The following is a 22,116-nucleotide window of genomic DNA, read 5'->3' as shown; positions in this document are numbered from 1 at the left end:
ACAAAATAATCCTCCCATTACAATCTCCGAAAAAATAGCCTTACCGAAAAAAGAGCGGGGAAAAATTTCCGGAGCTCTAAATAAGAAGGGAAAAAGCGCGCGATCCGCCGATATATTTTTTCCCATAGAAAAATACAGGCTAAAAACGTTTGAATGCAGTGAAAAGGCTTGCTAAGTGAACAAAACAAGGATAATATAATAGTGAGTCACTATATGCAAATATTCTTTCATACTCGGCACAAGCAATGGCTTGCCGAAGGACGAATGATATAGATGGAAACAATAAATAGGAGGGGCATATGAAAAACATTTTGAAACAACTCTGTCTCTGGACATTGATCCTGACCATGGTACTGTCCGGACCCATGAGCGCCTTTGCGCAGGTGAACCACGAAGACCTCACCAAGGACAAGGCGACGATCATTAACCAGAAGGAGCCTAAGGTGCAGCCGGCCAAGTTGGGGCCGAATGAAACGGCTGCGGATTTAATTAAAAATCCCGACCAGCCGGCTATCTATACCTTGCGCACCGACTACAAGGTGCAAAGAGGCGAAAAGTATTATGTTGACTACCAACCCTATATCGCCAGTGTAGGGGAAAATGCAACAGATGCTGAAAAAGCAAAGGTCAATAAGACCATAAAATTACCTGCTCTCGCCGGTTATGACGAACCGCAAGATGATTTTACAATCGACTACAAAACTGTTAAAGAAGCTGCAGATGGAAAAAACGCAACAGGAAATGATGCTAACGGATTAAGATATTCCGACAAGCAAGATTTTAAATACACGGCTAAAAGTAACAGAATTACAATCAAACACGTCTTCCAAGACTTGGAAGACTTTACTAAATACACAAATCCTGACGGAAGTGTGGGAGAAGAAGGGGAGCTTATTACCACTCAACAAGGTAATACCGGATCCACCATGGAAGTCAGCCCCTTGAATGAAAATGATCTTCGAAGAAAAGGCTTTGTTCCGGAAGCTGAATCTATCAACATGCAAGTTCCGGAAAATGCCGAGAACTTTATCTTAGAATACCGCTACAACCGTGCCCACTACGATGTCGTTTATGACACTGCAGGCGGAACAGAACTTCCGGCTCGCACCCTTTACTACGGCCAAGTGATTCCTAAAATTGCCGATGAATCTATTCCTACAAAAGTCGGCGGTACATTCCAAGGCTGGAAACCGTCTGTTGATTTAGAAACTATAGATGGAAGCAAATATAGGGCAAATGAAATCATCAAAGATACGAATGGCAAGGCTATTTTGAACCTAGCTGCAGATATAAAAATGCCGCCAAGCAAGGTTACCTTCACCGCCGTGTGGAAGGACAAGGAAAAGGCAGGCTACGCCGTCCAATTCTGGGCAGAAAAGGCAGACCATGCCGATGATGCCTCTCTTTTAGATAAGTACGACTATATCGGCACGCGTGTCTATAAAGACCAAGCCACAGGCTCGAGACCGGACCTGGATAATGAACCTGTCAAAGACATCGTCTTTCCGGACCTGGACCAAACTCGTCTAAATAAGATATGGGCCGGCGCAAGATTTAATTCTGGCCGAAATCCTTATCTAAACAAGTTCTATGTCTACAACCAAGATTTAACTCATGACCAAAACAAGGACCCTGCAAATGTAAACTTAGTTAAGTCTGTCGATCCAACAGGTAAGACTGTCTACAATATCTACTACGACAGACAAGTCTATGACCTCTACTTTACTGAGTCCAATTATCAAAAAAAATATTTTCCGGAAAACACCTTTTACCCTGAAATTTGGGGACTTGACAAAGATAATAATCAAGTAAAATTAGGAGGCCCAGGCGATCCCTACCACTACCAGGCAAGGTTTAACCAGCTCATGCTAGGCTGGCCAAACGACGCCATGCAAACCAAGGGCTTTAGTCCTAAGATGCAATCCTTCGGCTGGGGACCAAACTATACTAGCCCAAATTGGCCCCTTCACTTGGACACACCTCCTTATCGATTAAATGCCGATGAATTCCTGGACATGCCAAACTACATTAACTGGGGCGGCTATAAGAAACCGATAGATAAGGGTGATGGAACAACCATACCCGTAGATACATGGGATTTTACAACTCTATCCTTCGGTATAAAACAGAATGTAGGCTCTATGCCACACCACATGGACTTTTGGATGGATGGCTTTAAGCCGGGCGAAAAAATTGTCCGCTACGACCTATACAGGTCTAAGGCAGATACTAAATCCCCAACTTATCAACACAGGTACTCCACGGTCCAAGGCTTTACTCCAAAAAGAGATTACGAAATAATGGATCCTTTTACTGAAGATGACGTAGATGGTATAAACGCAAAGCGTGCAAAAGTAACACCATTTCCTACTAAGACATACACAGATATGTATGGAAATGTACGCCCTCTAGGTAAGATGCCATATATTTACGCCTTCTTTAACAATGCCGATGACTGGGGCGATTCTTTAGATGGTAATGCCTTCAAAACAAACGGCTACATTAAATTCGAATACTCTCGTAACAAGTACCCACTAAGATTTAACTATGACCCATCAAAGATTAAGGGCGACAATGAATTTAACTCAACCAACCAACTACAAACCTTCTACGAATTTCCTCTAAAGGCTTTAAGCCCTGATTTAAAAGGAAACGAAGAATATAAAAAAGATAATCCTGCCAACTTATTGGATAATCCGGATAATTTAAAAACATTAGGCCTTAAAGACTTAGTATTTACAGATACTGATGGAAAGTTAAAAGTTAAAAGACCGGATAATCTTTCAGACCAAATGGTCTTTAAGGGCTGGGCATTAGACCCTGCCGGCACGAAGCTTATTTGGGAAAACGCGGGCGAAAAAATGCCTAACCACCCGGTCAATCTCTATGCCAAGTGGGGCGAGCCTGACTACAAATGGAAGGTCACCTTCGACCCGAACGGCGGAGCTTTAAGAAATATTAAAGAAGATAATTTAACTACAAGTCGCAAGAAAATCCAAGAAGGCGACATAGGTCAAGAAGAAATAAATACCTATGCGAAAAAAGAAGCTAATGATGGCGACAAGCAAGTCTTTACAGTTATTCAAAGACAAAAGCTTGTAGAGCCGAAATATAAACCTACAAGAAAAGGCTACGACTTTATGGGTTGGGAAGTCATTCGTTATAAGAAGAATCAAAAAGGCGACTATACAGACGAAATTGACAACTCTTATAGAGAAACTTATAAGGTTCCGGAACTTTATTCCTTTGGCAATGATGTGGTAGCTCCCATCTATCTAAAGGCCATTTGGGTTCCTAACGACAGAGTCGATGTAAAGGTAGTACACCACTTCTTAAGCTTGGATTTGAGCAAAGAAACAAAAGAGCCACTTGTACAAACTTTAGCTAATAAGCGTGCAAACTATCTTGTTGCCACAACCGGAGACCAACAAAATGACGAATTGACGCTTGCTTCTCATGAGGAGCTTGAAGAAAAATTAACCGGTGACTTAAAGACGCTATATGAAGAATATAATAAAAGGGTGAAGGCCAATAACACCTTCTTCCAACAATTCCGTGTGGAACCGGCAAAGAAATTAAATCCGGCAACCAATCAAGTAGAAGACAATCCCGATGTAAAAAACAATGTCTTCCACTTCTTCTACAGACCATTTAGGACCCGCGACTACAAGGTCAACTATATCGACGAACGGTTTAAAGACGATCCGGAAAAAGGGAAGATCATTGACCAAGAAAAAGTTTCCAATGGGAACCGTCACTTCGATGCCAGAAACTACCGGCCCATCCCGGGTTGGGTTTTAGCTGAAAATGAAAAGCCCCAACAACAACTCTTCTTCGATGTTGATGAAGAAACAAATGCATTCAAAGGCATCAACGGCACAGGCAAAGATGAAATTACCTTCTATTATAAGGACGTCAGAATCATCGAAGTGCCAGATAAAAATGATCCTGTACCGGATGGTTATGTAAGAGTGACCTTTAAGGCGGACAAAGGCGGATCCTTTGGTAAGGATGCCCAAGGCAAAGACATCACAGAAATTAACTACGACGTCATCAAGGGACTGAAGTCCGACCTCCTTCCCGTTCCGAAAGAATTGGCAGAAGGCGAAACTGCAGATAAAGACAAATACTATATCACCCCGGAAACCGGCAAGAAATTTACTAAGTGGGATAACAAACCGCTGCTAAACAACAACACGATCATCAACGAGCCCCACGAGTTTACCGCCTACTTCGAATGGTCGGGCCTCACGGCATCCGGCTTGGTACGCACCGAAGCCTTTAAAGATCCGAAGGGTACGTGGACCAACGACTTTGCTCCGAAGATTGAAGACTTAAAGAAACAACTCGTCTGGAAAGAAAAAGATGTCGAAAAGCCACTTCCGGAAGGAGCTGTAATAAAGTTCTTCGATGAAGCCGGCAATGAATTAACAACAGACGATCAAGTTTATGAGTTAGTCAATGAAAAGAAAGCCGCCGACAAGGATCAATTGGTCCGCACCGTAAACGTCAAGGCCAAAGTTACCTTCAAAGACGGAAAAGAACCCCAAGAGCTTGATATTCCGATTACGGTTTACAAAAACGTCTACGAGGCATTGAACAAGGCCGGCGACAAGCCCCTCTTCTTAACGGAAGCCGAAGGTAAAGAAGCTAAAGACGGCGGACTGAAAGACGTCACCGGCGACTATGTCATGGTTACAATCAAACCCACCCGAGACATGGACTCCAAGGACGACAAAATTTACTGGGTAAATAAAAATGCTTGGGTAGAAATCCCCGAAGTTAAACCGGATGGCTCGTCGACCTTTGTCAATTGGACAGCAGATCAAGCTGGTCAAAATGATGACGGCAAAGAAAATGGAAAATTCGACTTTGCGAAACGTCATAAATTTACGACAGCTACGATCATTCAACCGGTAGGCGCTGCCGATGTCGTAGAACAAACCGATCCGAATAAGAAACCGCCTGTACCGAGCAGCTACGTTAAAGTCATCGTTGACAAGACGGCAAATGCTGAACTTGGAACTGACGAAAAACAAACGCAAACCTTCTGGGTCAACCCGACGAAGGAAGTTTCTATTCCGGCTACAGATCCTGTTGGTAAAAAAAATCAAAAGTTTACTTTCGTCGGCCTTGGAGAAAAAGATGTCAACTATATCTTCAAAGAATGGCAAAAGGTAAAAACCGGCGAAGCTGATGACAGCTTAACGGATGTTACGCCTGCGGCGAAAATCGACTTGGCGAAAAACAAATACACCGACAAGGTCACCGTCATCGAAGCGGCTTATAAAAAATCAATTCAAGCAGAACCTATAGTTGAGCCATTAAAGACTAAAAAGCTTGACACACCACAAGGCAAAGAAATAACAAACGACGATTTAATCAAACAAATTACACCTCAAGAAGGCAAAGAGATTAAGTCAATTCAAGTGATTAACAAACCCGATCCGTCGAAACCGGGCGAACAAAAAGCCACAGTAATTGTCACTTATACAGACGGAACCACCCAAGGCACCAACGAAAACCCCGTCGTCATTCCCGTGGAAGTTCACAAAAACATCATTCCCGAAGCACCGGGCGGACAACGGCCGAAAGATGCCCTGGCCAACTACGTCAAAGTCATCTTCAAGGCAGGCGAAGGCGGCACCGTATCCGGCGACTTAGTTTACTATGTATCCCCGGAAGTTGAAGTCGACATGACCGATTCGGCAAAAGCTGTGACCAAGACCCCGAACATCGGCTACACGGCAAACGGCGGAACCTGGTCACCTGAAATCAAAGCCGAAAAGATCACTGCGGAAAAGACCTACGAATTTAACTTCGTTAAGACCGACGACATCGTCGAAAAAACTGACGACAGCGTGAAAAAACCCGAAGGTTACGTCACCGTCAAATTTATCGCCGGAGAAAACGGCAAAATTACAGGCGGCAACAAAACCTATTTCGTCAATCCCGAAGCGAATATCAAATTAGTCGACACAGCGACGGCAGGCGTCAAAAACGAATTGGTTATTCCCGCAACGGAAGCTAATGCGAATTACGCCTTTGACAAATGGGTAGAAACCATCGACTACACCAATCCCATCAAGGGCAATCGTGAATACGTGGCGAAGTTCACCAAGAACGACATCACCTTAACTTACGATGCTGGCGGAGGAACGGGCACCGTACCCGCGCAGCAGTCCGCACCGTATGGCGGAACGGTCATCCTTGCAAAAGCCGACAGTTTGAAGAAAGACCATTCACTCTTTGTTGGCTGGAAGCTCGACGGCGACGACACCATCTATCAACCCGGCGATTCCGTAACACTTGAAAAAGCAAGAACCGCTACCGCCCAATGGGAACTCGTAAAACACAAAGTTGACTTCGATACCCAAGGCGGAAGCACCGTGCCCTTCCAAGAAGTGCAACACGGCGGCAAGCTGGTTAAGGATCAGGTAAACAATCCGACGAAAGACGGCTTCGTCTTTATGGGCTGGAAAGAAAAAGGCAAAGAAGACGAAGATGCCTTCTTTAACCTCGACAGTGAAATCACGGAAAAGAAAACCCTCGTGGCTCAATGGGAAGAAGCTGTAAAGAAGATCGGTGAAAACGACACCGTCGATAAAGAACACTTCATCAAGGTCACTTTCCTCAAAGGCGACCACGGTAAATTAAAGCTTGCCGATGTTGAGCAAGAAAAACCGGTCATCTACAAAGTGGCGAAAGACTACAGCCTTGAGCAAGCCAAAGCAAATGGCCTCGTCGTTCCCGGAATCCTTCCGAACAAATACTACAGGGCAAAAGATGCGAATAGCGGCTGGGATAATGAGTTGAAGCTTGAAGGAAAAGACGCAACCTTCACCGCCCAATACGAACCCATGGCCGACGTCATCCCCATCGACCCGAAAGTCACACCGGACGACAAACTTCAAGACGATAAGCCGGAAGGTATGGTCCTCGTAGAATTTGTTGTCGATGATACAAAAGCCTTTATGAGGACCGCCAGCAAGTTCTATGTAGCAGCAAATAAAGATGTCACCATTACGCCGCCGACGGTTTACAACCGACCGGGTGCAAATAAATTTGAAGGCTGGGAAAATGTCACGCTGGTAGAAGGATTGCTCAAAGGCAATTACAGCGTAGATACGAAGATATACGCAATGGGAATGGCGATTCCTGATATGGATATCCAACTTCCCAACTCGGGTGATAAAACGATCTATGTATTAAAACTCTTAGATGGAGCGACAGGTAAACTGGAGATGACCATCGGCGGACAATCGAAAATCATAGATTCGGAAACGAAAACAACGCGAATCCGAAAGGGAAGACGAATCGTGGAAGAAACAACTGTATTTTTCACCTTGCCTCAAGCTGTTAAGTCCGGCGATGTTATTCACTACTGGGCTGAAAAAGACGGCTTGTGTTCTAAGGTGAAAGATTACACGGTTAAGTAAGGAGAAGGTATCTTGAAAAACAAGCTAACAGCATTTTTGCTGGCTGTGCTGATGGTGGTGCAAGTAATTGCGCCACAAGCGGCATGGGCTTCCGGGAATAATTTCAACTCGGAAAAGAAACAAGATCTCGTGAAAGTTGGAGAGCTGGATACCAAGTCATATCCGAAACTGGACAACAAGACCATTCTGGCCATCCAAAAACAAGCGAGAGAAAAGCAAAAAACACAAAAGAGGAAACCCGGCGCAGGATTCTTTTCTGCGGATAACCCATATTTGCCCGGACAAAATCCCACAGATGAAGAAAAGGCAGCAGCCTATGGTAGGATTCGCGTTATATTTGAAACAGAAGGGCTAAATGACAATGGCACTTTGAAAGATTTTCAATGGAAGGAAATCTTCGGCGAAGACTCAAATGGAAATCTAACAAATGCTAAGATTCACTTTATACAAAGAGATGCAAAGACGAACAAAGAGCTCGGCCGTTATACTCTTAATGTAAATCAAGCGGGAGAATATAAGTGGACAGATGCGCTTGGCAAAGAAGCGCTTCTCCCACTATACTCCAACACGCTTAAGCCTTATAAATATGACGCATTTTTAGAGTATCAGATTTCGGATAAAGTAAAGTTGCTTGCTATGGAAATTGGTACAACAGATGAGAAAACAACATTTACTAAAGAAGGCGATAAGAATGTTGCCGATATTCCACTTAAATTGAAACTTGGGCAGGTTGCATCGACGAAGTTTGAATCCGAGTGGAAGACAAGCCTGCCAGAAAATGAGAGACTCCAAGTTGAAGGCTTATTCGATACCAAGAACAAAGATATTCATGGAGTTGAAATCGAAAACCTGATTACTTTTCCTAAGAATGACACAGATTCTATACAACTTAGGAATGACGAAATAGATCCCACTAATCCACCGGACCTTCCCTATGATCAATCGCCTGGCCTTTCATTTAGGAACGTTCCTGAAGTCAAAGTCGTTGAAGGTCTTGAATTTGCAGATGAAAATGATTTAGTGGGAACTCCCACCTACCATTTGGATGAAGCTAATCAAACTATCACGACCTTAGATGGAGCGCACAAGTATAAATACGACTTCACCTACGACGTCATTAACGGCGGGAAGCTGACCATGACGGAAATCTTGCCCGTGACTTTCGACGCCAATGGCGGGAAGTTTGCCACCATTACTGAACCTGCTGCAGAGCAAAAGATCGTCAAGGAAGTGGAATACGACGGCACGTTGACGGACAAGGCGGAAAATCCCACGAAGGATCGTGAAACCTTTAAGGGCTGGGGCATTAAAGACGAAGCAAGTGGTACGTTGACGCCTGTAAAGGATGCAGACTATCAATCCATTAAAGCCGCCAAAACCTTCTACGCCATTTGGGACAACAACGACATTGAGGCGAAGGAGATTGAGGTAAAAGAATCCTTTAAAGATGGCACGGGCTACGTCAACGACTTTATTCCGACACTTGAAACTTTAAAAGGTCAAGTCAAGATTAAAGACGCTAATGGCGACCCGCAACCGTTGACGAATGATGACAAGCTTCAAATTTTAGACGACGAAGGCAATCCCATTGCCGATGCCGATTTAAAAGACAAGCTATATGAAAAGCTGAAAGAAGACGACGCGACAGAAGATTCTCGCAATGTCACTTTGAAGGCAAAAGTAACTCGTGCCGATGGCATAATTCAAACAGTTGATATTCCCATTAAGGTCGTCAAAAACATTTACGAAGCCAAGACCAATGGGGAAAAACCGAGCTACGTTCCCGATGGCTATGTAAAAGTTACCGTCGATCCGACGACAAAGGCAGAGAAACCGCAAAAATACTTTTACTATGTGAACCCGGCTGCGAAAGTGGTTATTCCCGGTGAAGACCCCACGGGTACCGGCGACAACCAATTTGCTAAATGGTTAATCAAGGGAACGGAAACGGAATACAAGCTTGCCGACAAACCGAGACATCAATTCGACGAGGAAACCACTATCGAAGCTCAATATGTTTCCAATGTTATTCCCGGAAATCCGGATGGAAGCAAACCGGACACGGTGCCGAATAACTATGTAAAAGTTAGTTTTGTCTTGTCCCCGGAAAAGGGCGGGAAGATTGCGGACGATGCAATTACGGTCTACTACGTCAATCCGAAAAAAGAAGTGACTATCCCTCAACCGAAGACGATCGCCGACATCGGCTATGAGTTCGAAAAGTGGGATCCAGACACGACGACGGCCAAGAAGTATGACACAGAGACGACGATTAAAGGTAGTTTCAAAGGGCTGAAAAACATTATTCCTGCCACCAATGATGACGGCACAAGCAATAACAAACCCGACGGCTATGTTACTGTAACATTTACCGATGGTATGCAAGGGAAGGTACACGGGAAGATAACCTCGGGAAAAACAGTCTATTATGTCAATCCGAACGCCAATAAACAACTGAAGCATCTGGTTAACGAGTCATACAACTTAGCCAATCGGCCAATAGTTACACCTGATGTAGGCTATAAGTTTACCGGTTGGTTACAAGGGAAGGAATATCGCATTGTCAAGGATGTTACTGTTCCGGCAGAATATGAAGCTATCGCTGACGTCATCCCCAAGACCAAAGACGACGGATCGGAAAATGAAAAACCCGACGGTTACGTCACCGTGAAGTTGATTCCCACGGACAAAGCCACGGATGAAACAAAGGCCGACACGATCTACTACGTCAATCCGACAAAAGAAGTAACCATCCCGAGTAAGGACCCCGTAGGTAGAGAAATTACCGACAAAAACGGAAACACCTACACCTACATGTTCAAAAACTGGACAGTAAGCAAAGGAACCATCCATCTTTCTTGGGATAAACCTGAAACGGGTGACACAGAGATAAAAGGCACCTTCGCCGAAGAGACAGAAATCACAGCGAAGTACAATATAAAAGCTGAAAAACTGGTCAACGGACCGAAGGCAAAAGAAAATCCCATCACGGAAATAGACAAATTGCCCGATCCTAAAGACCTGATCAAGAATCCTTACGATCCGACCAATCCCGATAACAAAGACAACTTACCGAAGGGAACGACCTTCACCTACACCCCTGACGGTACGCCGAACGTATCGAAATCGGGCAAACCGACCGCCAAAGTCGAAGTGAAATATCCCAACGGCAAAACCGTTGTCGTTGAAGTTCCCATTACCGTTGTAGACAATGTGGTTCCGCAAAAGGGCGACGATAAGCCCAATGTACCTGCCGACTACGTCAAGGTCACCTTTGAAATCGAAGGCGAAGGCGGAAAGATTGCAGATAAGGAAATCACGGTCTACTACGTCAATCCTGCGAAGGCAGTAACCATTCCCCAACCGAAGACGGTGGCCGACACCGGTTATACGTTTAAGGAATGGGATAAAGATACGACAAAGGATGCGACGTACACCGTCGATACAATCGTAAAGGGAAGTTTTGAAAATCTGAAGGACGTCATCCCCAAGACCAATGACGACGGATCAGAAAATGAAAAGCCCGACGGTTACGTCACCGTGAAGCTGATTCCCACGGACAAAGCCACGGATGAAACAAAGGCCGACACGATCTACTACGTCAATCCGACAAAAGAAGTAACCATCCCGAGTAAGGACCCCGTAGGTAGAGAAATTACCGACAAAAACGGAAACACCTACACCTACATGTTCAAAAACTGGACAGTAAGCAAAGGAACCATCCATCTTTCTTGGGATAAACCTGAAACGGGTGACACAGAGATAAAAGGCACCTTCGCCGAAGAGACAGAAATCACAGCGAAGTACAATATAAAAGCTGAAAAACTGGTCAACGGACCGAAGGCAAAAGAAAATCCCATCACGGAAATAGACAAATTGCCCGATCCTAAAGACCTGATCAAGAATCCTTACGATCCGACCAATCCCGATAACAAAGACAACTTACCGAAGGGAACGACCTTCACCTACACCCCTGACGGTACGCCGGACGTATCGAAATCGGGCAAACCGACCGCCAAGGTCGAAGTGAAATATCCCAACGGCAAAACCGTTGTCGTTGAAGTTCCCATTACCGTTGTAGACAATGTGGTTCCGCAAAAGGGCGACGATAAGCCCAATGTACCTGCCGACTACGTCAAGGTCACCTTTGAAATCGAAGGCGAAGGCGGAAAGATTGCAGATAAGGAAATCACGGTCTACTACGTCAATCCTGCGAAGGAAGTAACCATTCCCCAACCGAAGACGGTGGCCGACACCGGCTATACGTTTAAGGAATGGGATAAAGACACAAAGACACCGGCAAAATATTCCGGCGAAACGACGATAAAGGGTAATTTCACAAAAGGGAAAGATATTATTCCTTCGACCGACGATCAAGGTAAACCCAACGACAAGCCTGAAGGCTATGTCACCCTTACCTTCGTCAAGGGCGAACATGGAAAAGAAATCATTGGCCAAGCGGTCTACTACGTGAATCCGAAGGCCGATCCTGCGAAGACATTAGGTGACGAATCAATCGTAAAACCGGAAGTTAAAGCAGAGACCGGATATAAATTTACCGGATGGGATACAAAAGATGATTTCGAATTAAAAGCCGACAAAACAGTTAAGGCACAATATGAACCGATCGCCGATGTCGTTCCGAAGGATAATCCTCAAGGCGGGGAAAATGAAAAACCCGACGGCTATATTACCGTCACCTTTAAAACGACAGAAAAGGGCGGAAATGTAGAAAAAGTCGTCTACATCAATCCCAACAAGGCTGTCAAGTTAAAAGGTTATGCTCCCGAAGTAAAACCGATCACCGGCTATGACTTTGTCGGATGGGATCGTGCCGTTAATGAAAAAGTTCAATACACTGAGGAAACTGTAATTACGGCGAAATTTAATGAAAAGGGCGATGTGATTCCTCAAGAAAAAACCGACGGCAGCGACAGGCCGGCAGGCTATCTCACCGTCACATTTGCCAAGGGCGAGCATGGTGAATTAAGCGGCAAGACCGTTTACTATGTGAACCCCAATAAAGAAGTGACCGTACCGGCTCCCACCGTAATACCGGCAACGGGTTATGAGCATAAAGGTTGGGACAAAGCCCTAACGCAAACTTTTGCTGAAGACACCACCATTACGGCCGAGTACAGTAAACGTCCATTCGAGCCGACGATCATTACCGACACTGTCATAACGAAGATCGGCAAGCTGCCGACAGAGGAAGACTACAAGAATAAGATCCATGTGCCCGGCGAAGATTTTAAGGTCACTAAAATCCTAAAAGAGCCCGATGTATCTAAATCAGGCACGAGCGAGGCAGAAGTTGAGATCGAATTTGCTAACGGGGTAAGGAAGACTGTGCGCGTAAGTGTCTACGTGGAATCGGGCACGAAGATCATCGAAAAGCCCGTTCCGGGAGATTGCAACAACAGTTGCGATCAACCGAACAAACCGAATCAACCGAATATCGGTATGGACGCGTTGAACACCAGGGATCACTACCAATACCTCATCGGTTATCCCGACGGCAATTTCGCCCCCAACAAGGGCATGACCCGTGCGGAAGTGGCCACGATGTTTACCCGCCTCTTGAGAGAGCGCCCGGTGAAAGGGCAACGCTACTACACGGGCTTCAGCGACATTCAAGCCGGCGACTGGTATGCGAACACCGTGGGCTATGCGGTGCAAGTTGGCATTGTCAGCGGCTACCCCGACGGCAGCTTTAAGCCCAACAAGCCCATTACCCGCGCGGAATTCGCCGCCATCGCTTCGCGATTTGACGCATTGGCTCAAGGAAATAACATTGCGTTCAGCGACTTGGCACCGAGCCACTGGGGATATGCCGCCATTCGCTCTGCGGCAAGCAAGGGATGGATTTCGGGTTATCCGGACAACACCTTCCGCCCCGAAAAGGCCATTTCCCGCGCAGAAGTTACTTCAATTACCAACCGTATGCTGAATCGCTACGCCGATCTCTATTGGATCGACGCGCACCGCGCCGAAGTGATTCGCTTTGGCGATGTGAAGCGCAGCGATTGGTACTTTGAACCGATTATGGAAGCCACCATGGGTCACGATTTCATTCGCGACCGCGACATGAAGACAGAACATTGGACGGGCCTTAACGGTAAGAGCTTTATCTAAAGCCCGATGAAATGAGAAAAGACAGGGTCGCCTGTCTTTTTTCTTTTGCCCGACAAAAAAAGCCTCCCTTGCGGGAGGCCTTTTTTTTGTGCTTATTTTCTGTTTTTCACGGCGTTTACGATCCAGAGGAGGATCACGGAGCCGATGACGGCGATGAACAGGCTGTAAAGGTTAAAGCCCGATACCTTGCCCATGTGAAAGACATTGCTGGCGATAAAGCCGCCGATAAAGGATCCGACGATACCGGTGGCGATGTTTGCCACGGCACCCATGGATTCGTTTTTGCCCATAATTTTACTTGCGATCCATCCGGCCAATGCGCCGAAGATTAACCAAAATAACATGAAAGCACTCCTTTCGAATAATTGCTATATTATGTTGCTAATTAATACGTACCCGAGACTGCAAAAATTATTCAATAATAGGGAATGTTTTCGAAAGAATCATCTGCATCGGCTAAATTTCTTTTCCTTCGAATTGGCTGTGGTAGAGCGCGTAGTACTCGCCCTTTTGCGCCATGAGGCTGTCGTGGCTGCCCTGTTCCACAATGTTTCCGTCCTTTAAGACCAGGATCACGTCGGCGCCGACGATGGTGGAGAGGCGGTGAGCGATGACGAAATTGGTGCGGCCGTGCATAAGCCGGTCCATGGCTTTTTGGATGAGCTTTTCCGTCCGCGTGTCCACGGAGCTGGTGGCTTCGTCCAAGATTAAAATGTCGGGGTCGGAGATCAGTGCCCGGGCGATGGTTAAAAGTTGCCGCTGGCCTTGGGAGATTTCCGAACCGGATTCGGTAATAATTTCATCGTAGCCCTTGGGCAGGGTGCGAATGAAGTTGTCGGCATAGGTGGCCTTGGCGGCGGCGCGGATCTCATCCTCCGTGGCATCTTCTTTGCCGTAGGCGATATTATCTTTAATGGAGCCTGAGAAGAGCCAGGTGTCTTGGAGTACCATGCCGAAATGGCGGCGCAGCTCGTCGCGACTGAGGCGGCGAATGTCCACGCCGTCCACGGAGATGCTGCCTCCGTCGGGCTCATAAAAGCGCATCAGGAGATTGATGAGGGTGGTCTTGCCCGCGCCGGTGGGGCCCACGATGGCCACGGTCTCCCCGGGGCGCACGTGGAGGGAGAAGTCGTCGATGACTACTTGGTTTTTCTCGTAGCCGAAGCGCACGTTTTCGAAGGTGACCTCGCTCTTTAATCCATTCAGGGCGACGGGATCGGCGGCTTCCTCTTCTTCCTCGGCGTCCAGCACGTGGAAGATGCGGTCGGCGGCGGAGATGGCCGATTGCAATGCGCCCACCACTTCCGCCATGCCGCTGATGGGCTGATTGAGCTTGCGCGAGTATTGGAAGAAGGCCTGAATGGCACCCAAAGTGATGGCGCCGTTTAAGACTAGAAAGCCGCCGTAGACGGCGATGGCCACGTAGCCCAGATTGGAGATAAAGCCCATAAGGGGCATGATTTCGCCGCTCACGAACTGCGCCATGTAGGCGTTGCCGTAAAGGGCGTCGTTAATTTCGTTAAATTCCGAGATGGCCCGCTCTTCGAAGGTAAAGCTCTTGACCACTTCCTGTGCCGAAATAATTTCTTCCATGTAGCCGTCCACCCGGCCCATGTCGTGGCTCTTGGCGCGGAAGTAGCGCTGGCTGATGCCGGCGATTTTCGCCGTAACCAGGGCGCTCACCGGCAGCACCACCAGGGAGATCACCGTGAGCCGCGGCTCGATGTAGAGCATCATGGCCAAGGTGCCGATAATGGTGACCACGGCACTGATGATTTGAGCGATGTTTTGCCGCATATTGTTGACCACGGACTCCATGTCGTTGGTCATGCGGGAGAGGAGATCCCCCACGGTAAAGCGGTCCAAATAGGCCACGGGGAGGCGCTGAATTTTTTCGGAAAATTCTTTGCGCAGGGTAAAGACGGTTTTCTGTGTGATCTTCACGAGGATGCGCCCCCGGAAGAAGTAGAAAATCGACGAGGTCATATACATGGCGAGGAGAATGAGGGCGATGCGATTTAAATAGCCGTAGTCGATCCCCGCCCCGGATTTTATGGAATCGTAGATATTCGTAATGCCCAGGCCCAGTATCCAGGGCGTGAAAATGTCGATAATCGTCGCCGTGGCCGTAAAGAGTATGGCCAGGGCCATGTATAGCTTGTCTTGATTTAAATAGCCGATGAGCCGCTTCATAATGCGGCGGCTGTCGGCGCTTCGGAGGCTGCGGCGGTCCCGCTCCGTGACGCCTTTTAATCTAGGCATAGAGCACCTCCTCTCCCAATTGAGAGGCGGCGATTTCCCGATACACCGTGGAAGACTTCATGAGCTCCTCGTGGGTGCCGCGGGAAATGATCTTGCCGTCGTCGAGGACGAGGATTTCGTCGCAGTCCAACACCGTCATGACCCGCTGGGCCACGATGAGGGTGGCGGCTTTTTCCGTCATGGGCGCCAAGGCGCGGCGCAGGGCCTTGTCCGTTTGAAAGTCCAAAGCGGAAAAGGCGTCATCGAAGAGAAGCACCTCGGGCTCTTTCGCCAGGGCCCGTGCGATGGACAGGCGCTGTTTCTGCCCGCCGCTCAGGTTTTTCCCCACCTGAGCCACGGTGGCGTCCACGCCTTCATGGTTGGCGTAGACGAAATCCTTCGCCTGGGCGATGGAAAGGTAGCGGTCCGCCTCATCATCGGTCAAAGGCATATCGTGAGACAGGCCGATGTTATCCCGCACGCTTCTAAGGAGTAGCATGGCCTTTTGCGGCGCGTAGCCCAGCCGGCTGCGGAGCTCCTTGGCGGAAAGGTCTTCGATATTCACGCCGTTGAGGCGGATTTCGCCGCCGCTGACGTGGTAGAAGCGGTGGATCAGCTTTAAGAGGGTGCTCTTGCCGCTGCCCGTGCCGCCGATAATGGCGACTTTCTCCCCGGCCTTCACTTCAAAGGAAATGTCCGACAAGACGGGCCGCTCCGCCCCGGGATAGGCAAAGCTTACGTGATCGAAGACGAGAGAGGTTTCCCCGCCCTCGGGGAGCGTCGCCTTCACATTTTCCTTGGCCGGCGGTGTGTTCAAGACCTCCACGATGCGGTCGTAGGCGGCCTTGGCATTGGGGTACATGGCAAAGAGCATGGCGAACATGCTCAGGCCGAATAAAATCTGCATCACGTATTGGATAAAGGCCATGAGATCCCCCACCTCCATGGTGCCGGCGTGGATGCGACCGGCGCCGAAGTAGAGGACGGCCACCATGGTCAGATTAAAAATTAAATTAAAGGCCGGGAGCATGGTGATCAGGTAATTGTTTACCTGCTCCGAGGTGCGGCGCATGGACCGGTTCACCTCGTCGAAGCGGCGGTCTTCGTAGTCCTCCTTGCGAAAGGCGCGGATGACGCGAATCCCCGTGAGCCGTTCCCGAAAGTGCAGATTGATCTCGTCCATCAGCTTTCGAATTTGGCGAAAGGCGGGAATGGATGCGCGGGCGATGGCAATGACCACGGCGAGAAGCATGGGCGCTGAGACCAAAATTACGGCGGAAAGCTTCACGTCTGTGGTGAGACACATATAGGCGGCGCCGATAAACATGAGGGGCGCGCGTACCAAGGGCCTGAGCGCCACCACGGCCATGCGCTCCAACTGGCTGATGTCGTCGGTGGCCCGAGTTAAAATGGAAGGGGCGCCGAAGGTTTCAAACGACGGAAAATCCAGAGAGAGCACGTGGGAAAAGAGCCCGGCGCGCACATCCCGGGCAAAGCCCATGGAAATTTTCGCCGCCATAAGCCCCGCCACGGTCATGAGAATGACTGAGAGGGCGGCGAGGCCGATCATGGCCACGCCCTTATTTAAAATTAAAGGCACGTCGCCCTTCAAGACCCCGGCGTCCACAATGTGGCTCATGAGCCGGGGCAGGTACAGGTCCGCTAAAATACTCAGGGCGATAAGTAAAACTTCGCCGATGATTAAGGGTATATAAGGCTTAATGTATTGTTTCATTTCACCATCCTTTTCAGAAAAAAACTTGTTCTTATAATACCTACCCGAATAGAAAGGTCGTACACATGAAGACCCTGGCCGCTTTAAAAAACAAAAACTTCATCGACGTGGACGGAGGCTACGGCTTCGACCAAAACGCCCTTCGCGGCAAATGGAGTGCCTATCGCGTGGACCGGGCCTGCGGCATCGCCGCCCTGGCCAATCTCATCGCCTATACCGAAGGGAAGCGGCGAATAGACAGAGGCGAGGCACTGAAGCTCATGGGCGAGATCCTCCTCGCCGCCCCGCCGCGGCCCTGGGGCATCGCCGCCGGACGCATCCTCGTGCGAGCCATGGGGATCATGGGCATGGGCTATAAGGTGGAATTTCTGAAGCCCCGGGCGACGGATGAAGAAATCAAAGCCTTCCTCCTCCGCGCCCTCGCCGCCGATCGCCCCGTGGCACTACTCAACACCAATCATCCCCATAAAGCCTTCCGCTACCACTGGGTGACCATTACGGAGCTGGTGGAGGAAGAGGGAGAGCTGTATGTACGGTTTTCTTCCTGGGGAAGGAGATATAAGATGCGGTTTGAGGAACTGTTCGTCAAGGGGATGGTGTATAGGAGTATGTTTTTTATAAAATAAGTTTTTCTTTCCTATTATATTCTTTATATTCTGCTCAAAACTTGTTTTTGCTTTCCGAGTTCCCGGGGGCGGGAAAAAGAGCGTTAATTGCGTGGAGGTCGATTTTTTTAGCGTAGCTGACCCAATATATTCAGGTTACTTTTCTCATCTAAATTTCCATTCTTACATGGCTCCTAAACCCGGGGAAGGGGCTAGGGCGTTGCGATTCGCCCTCTGCCCCTTCCCCGGGGCCCCATCCCCCTCCACCCACAAAACGCTTTTTAGCAGTGCAAATGCCTGACGGCATTTGATTTGTATTGGGATGTGTCGCGGATAGATAGATTTTGAATTGGGCAATTTCTCTGTTGAGTGTTTAAAGTGAGTCGCTTATGAGTGAGCGGTCGTAAAATGGAATACGCTCGCTCGAAGAAGCAGGGGTAGCGGGTTGTCAGTGAGGCCAGTCACCTGCACAGTGCCGGTCAGCTTTTATGTCATAGGTTTGCTATCGCGACGACGAAAAAGGTAATTGGTAGAAAATGCCGCAGGCATTTTCTTACAACTTAAACGTGGCCAGAAAGGGGGTAGGGGTCCCGGGGACGGGGGAAATGCGGCCTTCCGCTCTGAGCCCTTTCCCCCGTCCCCGGGTCTCAAAGCCATGAAAGAATAAAATTTAAGCGAAATAGAAAACCGGATTTTAATCAGTCAGCTATGCAATCAAATCATCCCTTCGGCGAAAAGAAAAGACAACGAAAAACCAAAAAAGAAAAAATAATCCCCTCCTCCTCCATATGGTACAATCATAGCTAAGAAAGGAGAGGGTGTTATGGACAGCCCCCACGGCATTCAGGTGGTGCCTTTAGAGGAAAAGCACGTTCGGGATTTTTTGTCCTGGACGGATTACGAAGACCCTCTCTTTTTCATGTATAATTTTCTAGAAGACGAGGACACGGTGGGGGATTGGTTCCGCTGGAAGACGAAGAGCCGCCGGGACAGGTATTTCGCCATTCTCATGGAGGGCCGTGCGGCGGGCTACATGGGCCTGAAAAATATTTCCCGCATCAGTCGCACCGCCGAGGTGGGCATTATTTTAGACCGGGCGGTCATCGACGGCGGCGTGGGTCGTGAGGCCGTCACCTGGCTGTTGAATCACGGCTTTTTTAATCTGAATCTGGAGCGGATTTTGTTGGAGGTGCTGCCCTGGAACGGGCGGGCCATTCATCTCTACCGGTCCCTGGGCTTTGAGGAGACGGGCCTCACCTATCGGTGGGTGGAGCTGAGCCGGCAGGATCTTATGGACGCCGCCTTCGACCCCTACCGAAAATACATACGGGGCATGCGGCAGCTTACGGCGGTGTTGGTACATCAAATGGAAATGACGAAAGGCAGGTGGCGACGTGGAATTTAAATTGGACACACTTCAATTTGACTTGGGGGACACCCCCGTTGAAAATATATTTTTAAACGACTACATGCCCCAGGCCGACGGGGATTTCGTCAAGGTCTATTTGGCGGGCCTGCAGCTGGCGTTAAACGGCGGCGAAGGGGATCATCGTTCCCTGGCCGACCGGCTGAATCTTTTGGAAACCGACGTGAAGCGGGCCTGGGACTATTGGGAATCGGAAGGCATCGTGGAGAAGATTTACGAAGGGGAAAGCTACGGCATTCGCTTTTTGCGCCTGAAGGAACTTTACACAAAGGAGGTCTACAGTCCGCAGCAGACCAAGAGCGATTTCGTGCGCCGCTTGGAGGACACGGAAATGGCCAATCTCTTTTCCCGAGTGGAATACTACATGCGCAAGCAGGTGCCCTACCAACAAAAGCTGGACATCGCCGCCTGGCGCGAGGTGTACAACATGACGCCGGAAATGATTTTGGAGGCCTTCCGCTACGGCACCGAGGAAAAAAACAAGCGCTCCGTTCCCTATATCGAAGGGATCGTGCGGAACTGGGCCGATGCCAATGTGCGCACGCCGGAGGCCTTGGCGGAAAATTTCCGTACCCACGACGAGGCCTACTACCGCTACCGCCACCTGCTACAGCTTATGGGCCTTTCCAACAAGCCCTACATCGCCGAGGAATCCGCCGCCGTCACATCCTACGTGTCGGAAATGGATTTCGAGCTTCTGGAAGAGGCGGCGAAGCGCACCGGCGGCATTGCCAAGCCCAACTGGCGCTACTTCGAAAGCATACTGGCCGCGTGGAAGGCGAAGGACATTAAAAAGATCGACGATCTTTCCAAGGATCAAAAGCCCAAGGCACCGCGGGTGAGCCACGCCCGGCCCATGACCGGCTCCGCCACGGCGAAGTACAGCGCCGAGGCCTTGGAAAAAATGGCGCAACGAAAGCGCCGCCAATTTATAGAGGGGAAAGGACAGAAATAGATGGCATCCATCTTCGATAAAATACGCGCCGATTACGACGCCCTGCGGCGAGAAAACGAACGGATACTCTACGAGCGCCGGCAGGAAGCCTACGCCATGGCCCCTGGTCTGGAAGAGGTGGAGGACAATATCCGCAACCTGGGCTTTGAGGCGGCGAAGGCCACCCTGCTTTCCGGCGACGATACCGTAAAGAACGCCGCCGTGGAAGAACTTAAAACCTACGAGGCCATGGCGCGGGCCATGCTGGCGGAAGCGGGCCTGCCAGTCGACTACCTCAATCCCATCTACACCTGCGAGAAATGCAAGGACAAGGGCTATTTGGAAGACGGCAACCGCTGCAGTTGCATGAAGCAGCGGATCACCGCCTATCTCCACCGGTCCAGCCACATCGAGCGGCAGATCGAGAAAAACAATTTCGGCAATTTTCGCCTGGACATCTATTCCGACATGCCCTTTGCCGACGAAGGCATCTCCCCGCGGCAAAACATGGAAGAGATTTTGACCGTGGCGGAAAATTTCGTCGCCACCTTCGACGAGGCCAACGACATGAACCTGCTCCTCTACGGCCCCACGGGGCTGGGGAAGACCTTCCTTTCCCACGCCGTGGCCGCCGAGCTCATGGCGGCGGGAAAATCCGTAGTCTACGAAACCGCCTTCGGCATGGTGCGCATCTTTGAAGAAAAAACCTTTAATCGCAACGCCGGTGACGAAATAAAAATGGCCTACGACAGCCTGTTTACGGCGGATCTCTTGATCATCGACGACTTGGGCGCCGAGCTCAACAACAGCTTCACCAACTCCCAGCTCTTTAACATCGTCAACAGCCGCATGATCGACGGCAAGAAGATGATCATCAACACCAATCTGACGCCAAACGAGCTTTCCGCCGTCTACGGCGACAGAATCTTCAGCCGCATCTTCCACAAATTCATCCCCATGGCATTCTTCGGAAAAGACCTGAGGTGGGAGAACGAATAAAGCCGCGGACAAGCGGCTTTGTTCGCCAGACCCACCGCGGGTCTTTTTTATTTGCTTTTCTTTTACTTCGCACACTTTTTATCTTTGGCGAAATTTTCATTCTTACTTGATTTTGAATTCCGGGAAGGTTCCTGCGGGGCCTCGTTTTATTGCGTAGCTCTCTTTTTGAAATCAAGCTACTTTCTTCGTATAAATATTCATTCTTACATGGTTTTGAGATCCGGGGGCGGGAAAAAGGGCGTTGCGATTCGCCCTTATCCCGCCCCCGGACCCCCACCCTTTAACCCTAACGCTTTTCTAATGTGCGAAACCCTGACGGGTTTCGATTCCTATTGGGCTTCTTCGCTCAAGATTAATGATGTATCGGACAGGTTATTGTCGTTTATTAAAAAAGTAAGTTTGCCCAACTCAAAATATTTTTTCTGCGACGCAGCCCAATACAAATCAAATGCCGATAGGCATTACAACTATACATCCGTTTCAAAAAGGCTTCGCCTCCTCGAAATGGTGTAAGACTGCATCTGACCTTCCAACGACTCGCGACCCTCGTAGGGATAGGTCATGATACAACTATACATCCATTTCGATTCGGCTTCGCCTTC

At 48.8% G+C, this 22,116-nt stretch carries 9 protein-coding genes; 6 read left to right on the top strand and 3 right to left on the bottom strand.

All coding sequences use genetic code 11. The features are described 5' to 3' along the window. Positions 1-299 precede the first annotated feature (299 nt). Together BQ7397_RS01560 and BQ7397_RS01555 are read left to right on the top strand one after the other, a co-directional pair. Positions 300-7,439 (top strand): InlB B-repeat-containing protein, encoded by a 7,140-nt coding sequence (locus tag BQ7397_RS01560; protein ID WP_077074438.1) that lies wholly within the window; start codon positions 300-302, stop codon positions 7,437-7,439. A 1,020-nt stretch (positions 7,440-8,459) separates the two neighbouring features. Further along, on the top strand, positions 8,460-13,574 hold the full coding sequence (locus BQ7397_RS01555) for an S-layer homology domain-containing protein (RefSeq protein ID WP_077074437.1): 5,115 nt from the start codon (positions 8,460-8,462) through the stop codon (positions 13,572-13,574). Between the two features lie 92 nt (positions 13,575-13,666). On the opposite strand, the gene BQ7397_RS01550 is transcribed toward BQ7397_RS01555, so the two are convergent. The 3 genes from BQ7397_RS01550 to BQ7397_RS01540 form a co-directional block, all read right to left on the bottom strand. Beyond that, positions 13,667-13,918: a GlsB/YeaQ/YmgE family stress response membrane protein gene (locus BQ7397_RS01550; protein ID WP_077074436.1), complete on the bottom strand. Its 252-nt coding sequence runs from the start codon at positions 13,916-13,918 to the stop codon at positions 13,667-13,669. 112 nt (positions 13,919-14,030) lie between these two features. Then, entirely contained in the window at positions 14,031-15,836 is a 1,806-nt protein-coding gene (locus tag BQ7397_RS01545) for an ABC transporter ATP-binding protein (protein WP_077074435.1), read from the bottom strand. Beyond that, complete coding sequence (locus BQ7397_RS01540; protein WP_077074434.1) at positions 15,829-17,550, bottom strand: ABC transporter ATP-binding protein; 1,722 nt, start codon at positions 17,548-17,550, stop codon at positions 15,829-15,831. Before BQ7397_RS01540 ends, BQ7397_RS01545 begins: the two co-directional genes overlap by 8 nt. A 65-nt stretch (positions 17,551-17,615) precedes the next feature. On the opposite strand from BQ7397_RS01540, the gene BQ7397_RS01535 reads away from it, so the two are divergent. From BQ7397_RS01535 to BQ7397_RS01520, 4 genes are all read left to right on the top strand, one after another. Then, positions 17,616-18,176: a cysteine peptidase family C39 domain-containing protein gene (locus BQ7397_RS01535; protein WP_077074433.1), complete on the top strand. Its 561-nt coding sequence runs from the start codon at positions 17,616-17,618 to the stop codon at positions 18,174-18,176. 802 nt (positions 18,177-18,978) lie between these two features. Continuing rightward, entirely contained in the window at positions 18,979-19,560 is a 582-nt protein-coding gene (locus BQ7397_RS01530) for a GNAT family N-acetyltransferase (RefSeq protein WP_077074432.1), read from the top strand. After that, positions 19,550-20,536, top strand: coding sequence for a DnaD domain-containing protein (locus BQ7397_RS01525; RefSeq protein WP_077074431.1), 987 nt, complete (start codon positions 19,550-19,552; stop codon positions 20,534-20,536). The genes BQ7397_RS01530 and BQ7397_RS01525 overlap by 11 nt, the downstream gene beginning before the upstream one ends. Continuing rightward, positions 20,537-21,514: an ATP-binding protein gene (locus BQ7397_RS01520; protein WP_077074430.1), complete on the top strand. Its 978-nt coding sequence runs from the start codon at positions 20,537-20,539 to the stop codon at positions 21,512-21,514. Positions 21,515-22,116: the final 602 nt, after the last annotated feature.

This window comes from Aedoeadaptatus urinae (assembly GCF_900155585.1).
In the GTDB taxonomy this organism is placed as follows: domain Bacteria; phylum Bacillota; class Clostridia; order Tissierellales; family Peptoniphilaceae; genus Aedoeadaptatus; species Aedoeadaptatus urinae.
The sequence above is the reverse complement of the archived record's forward strand: the minus strand, read 5'-3'. Positions and strand labels throughout refer to the sequence as shown.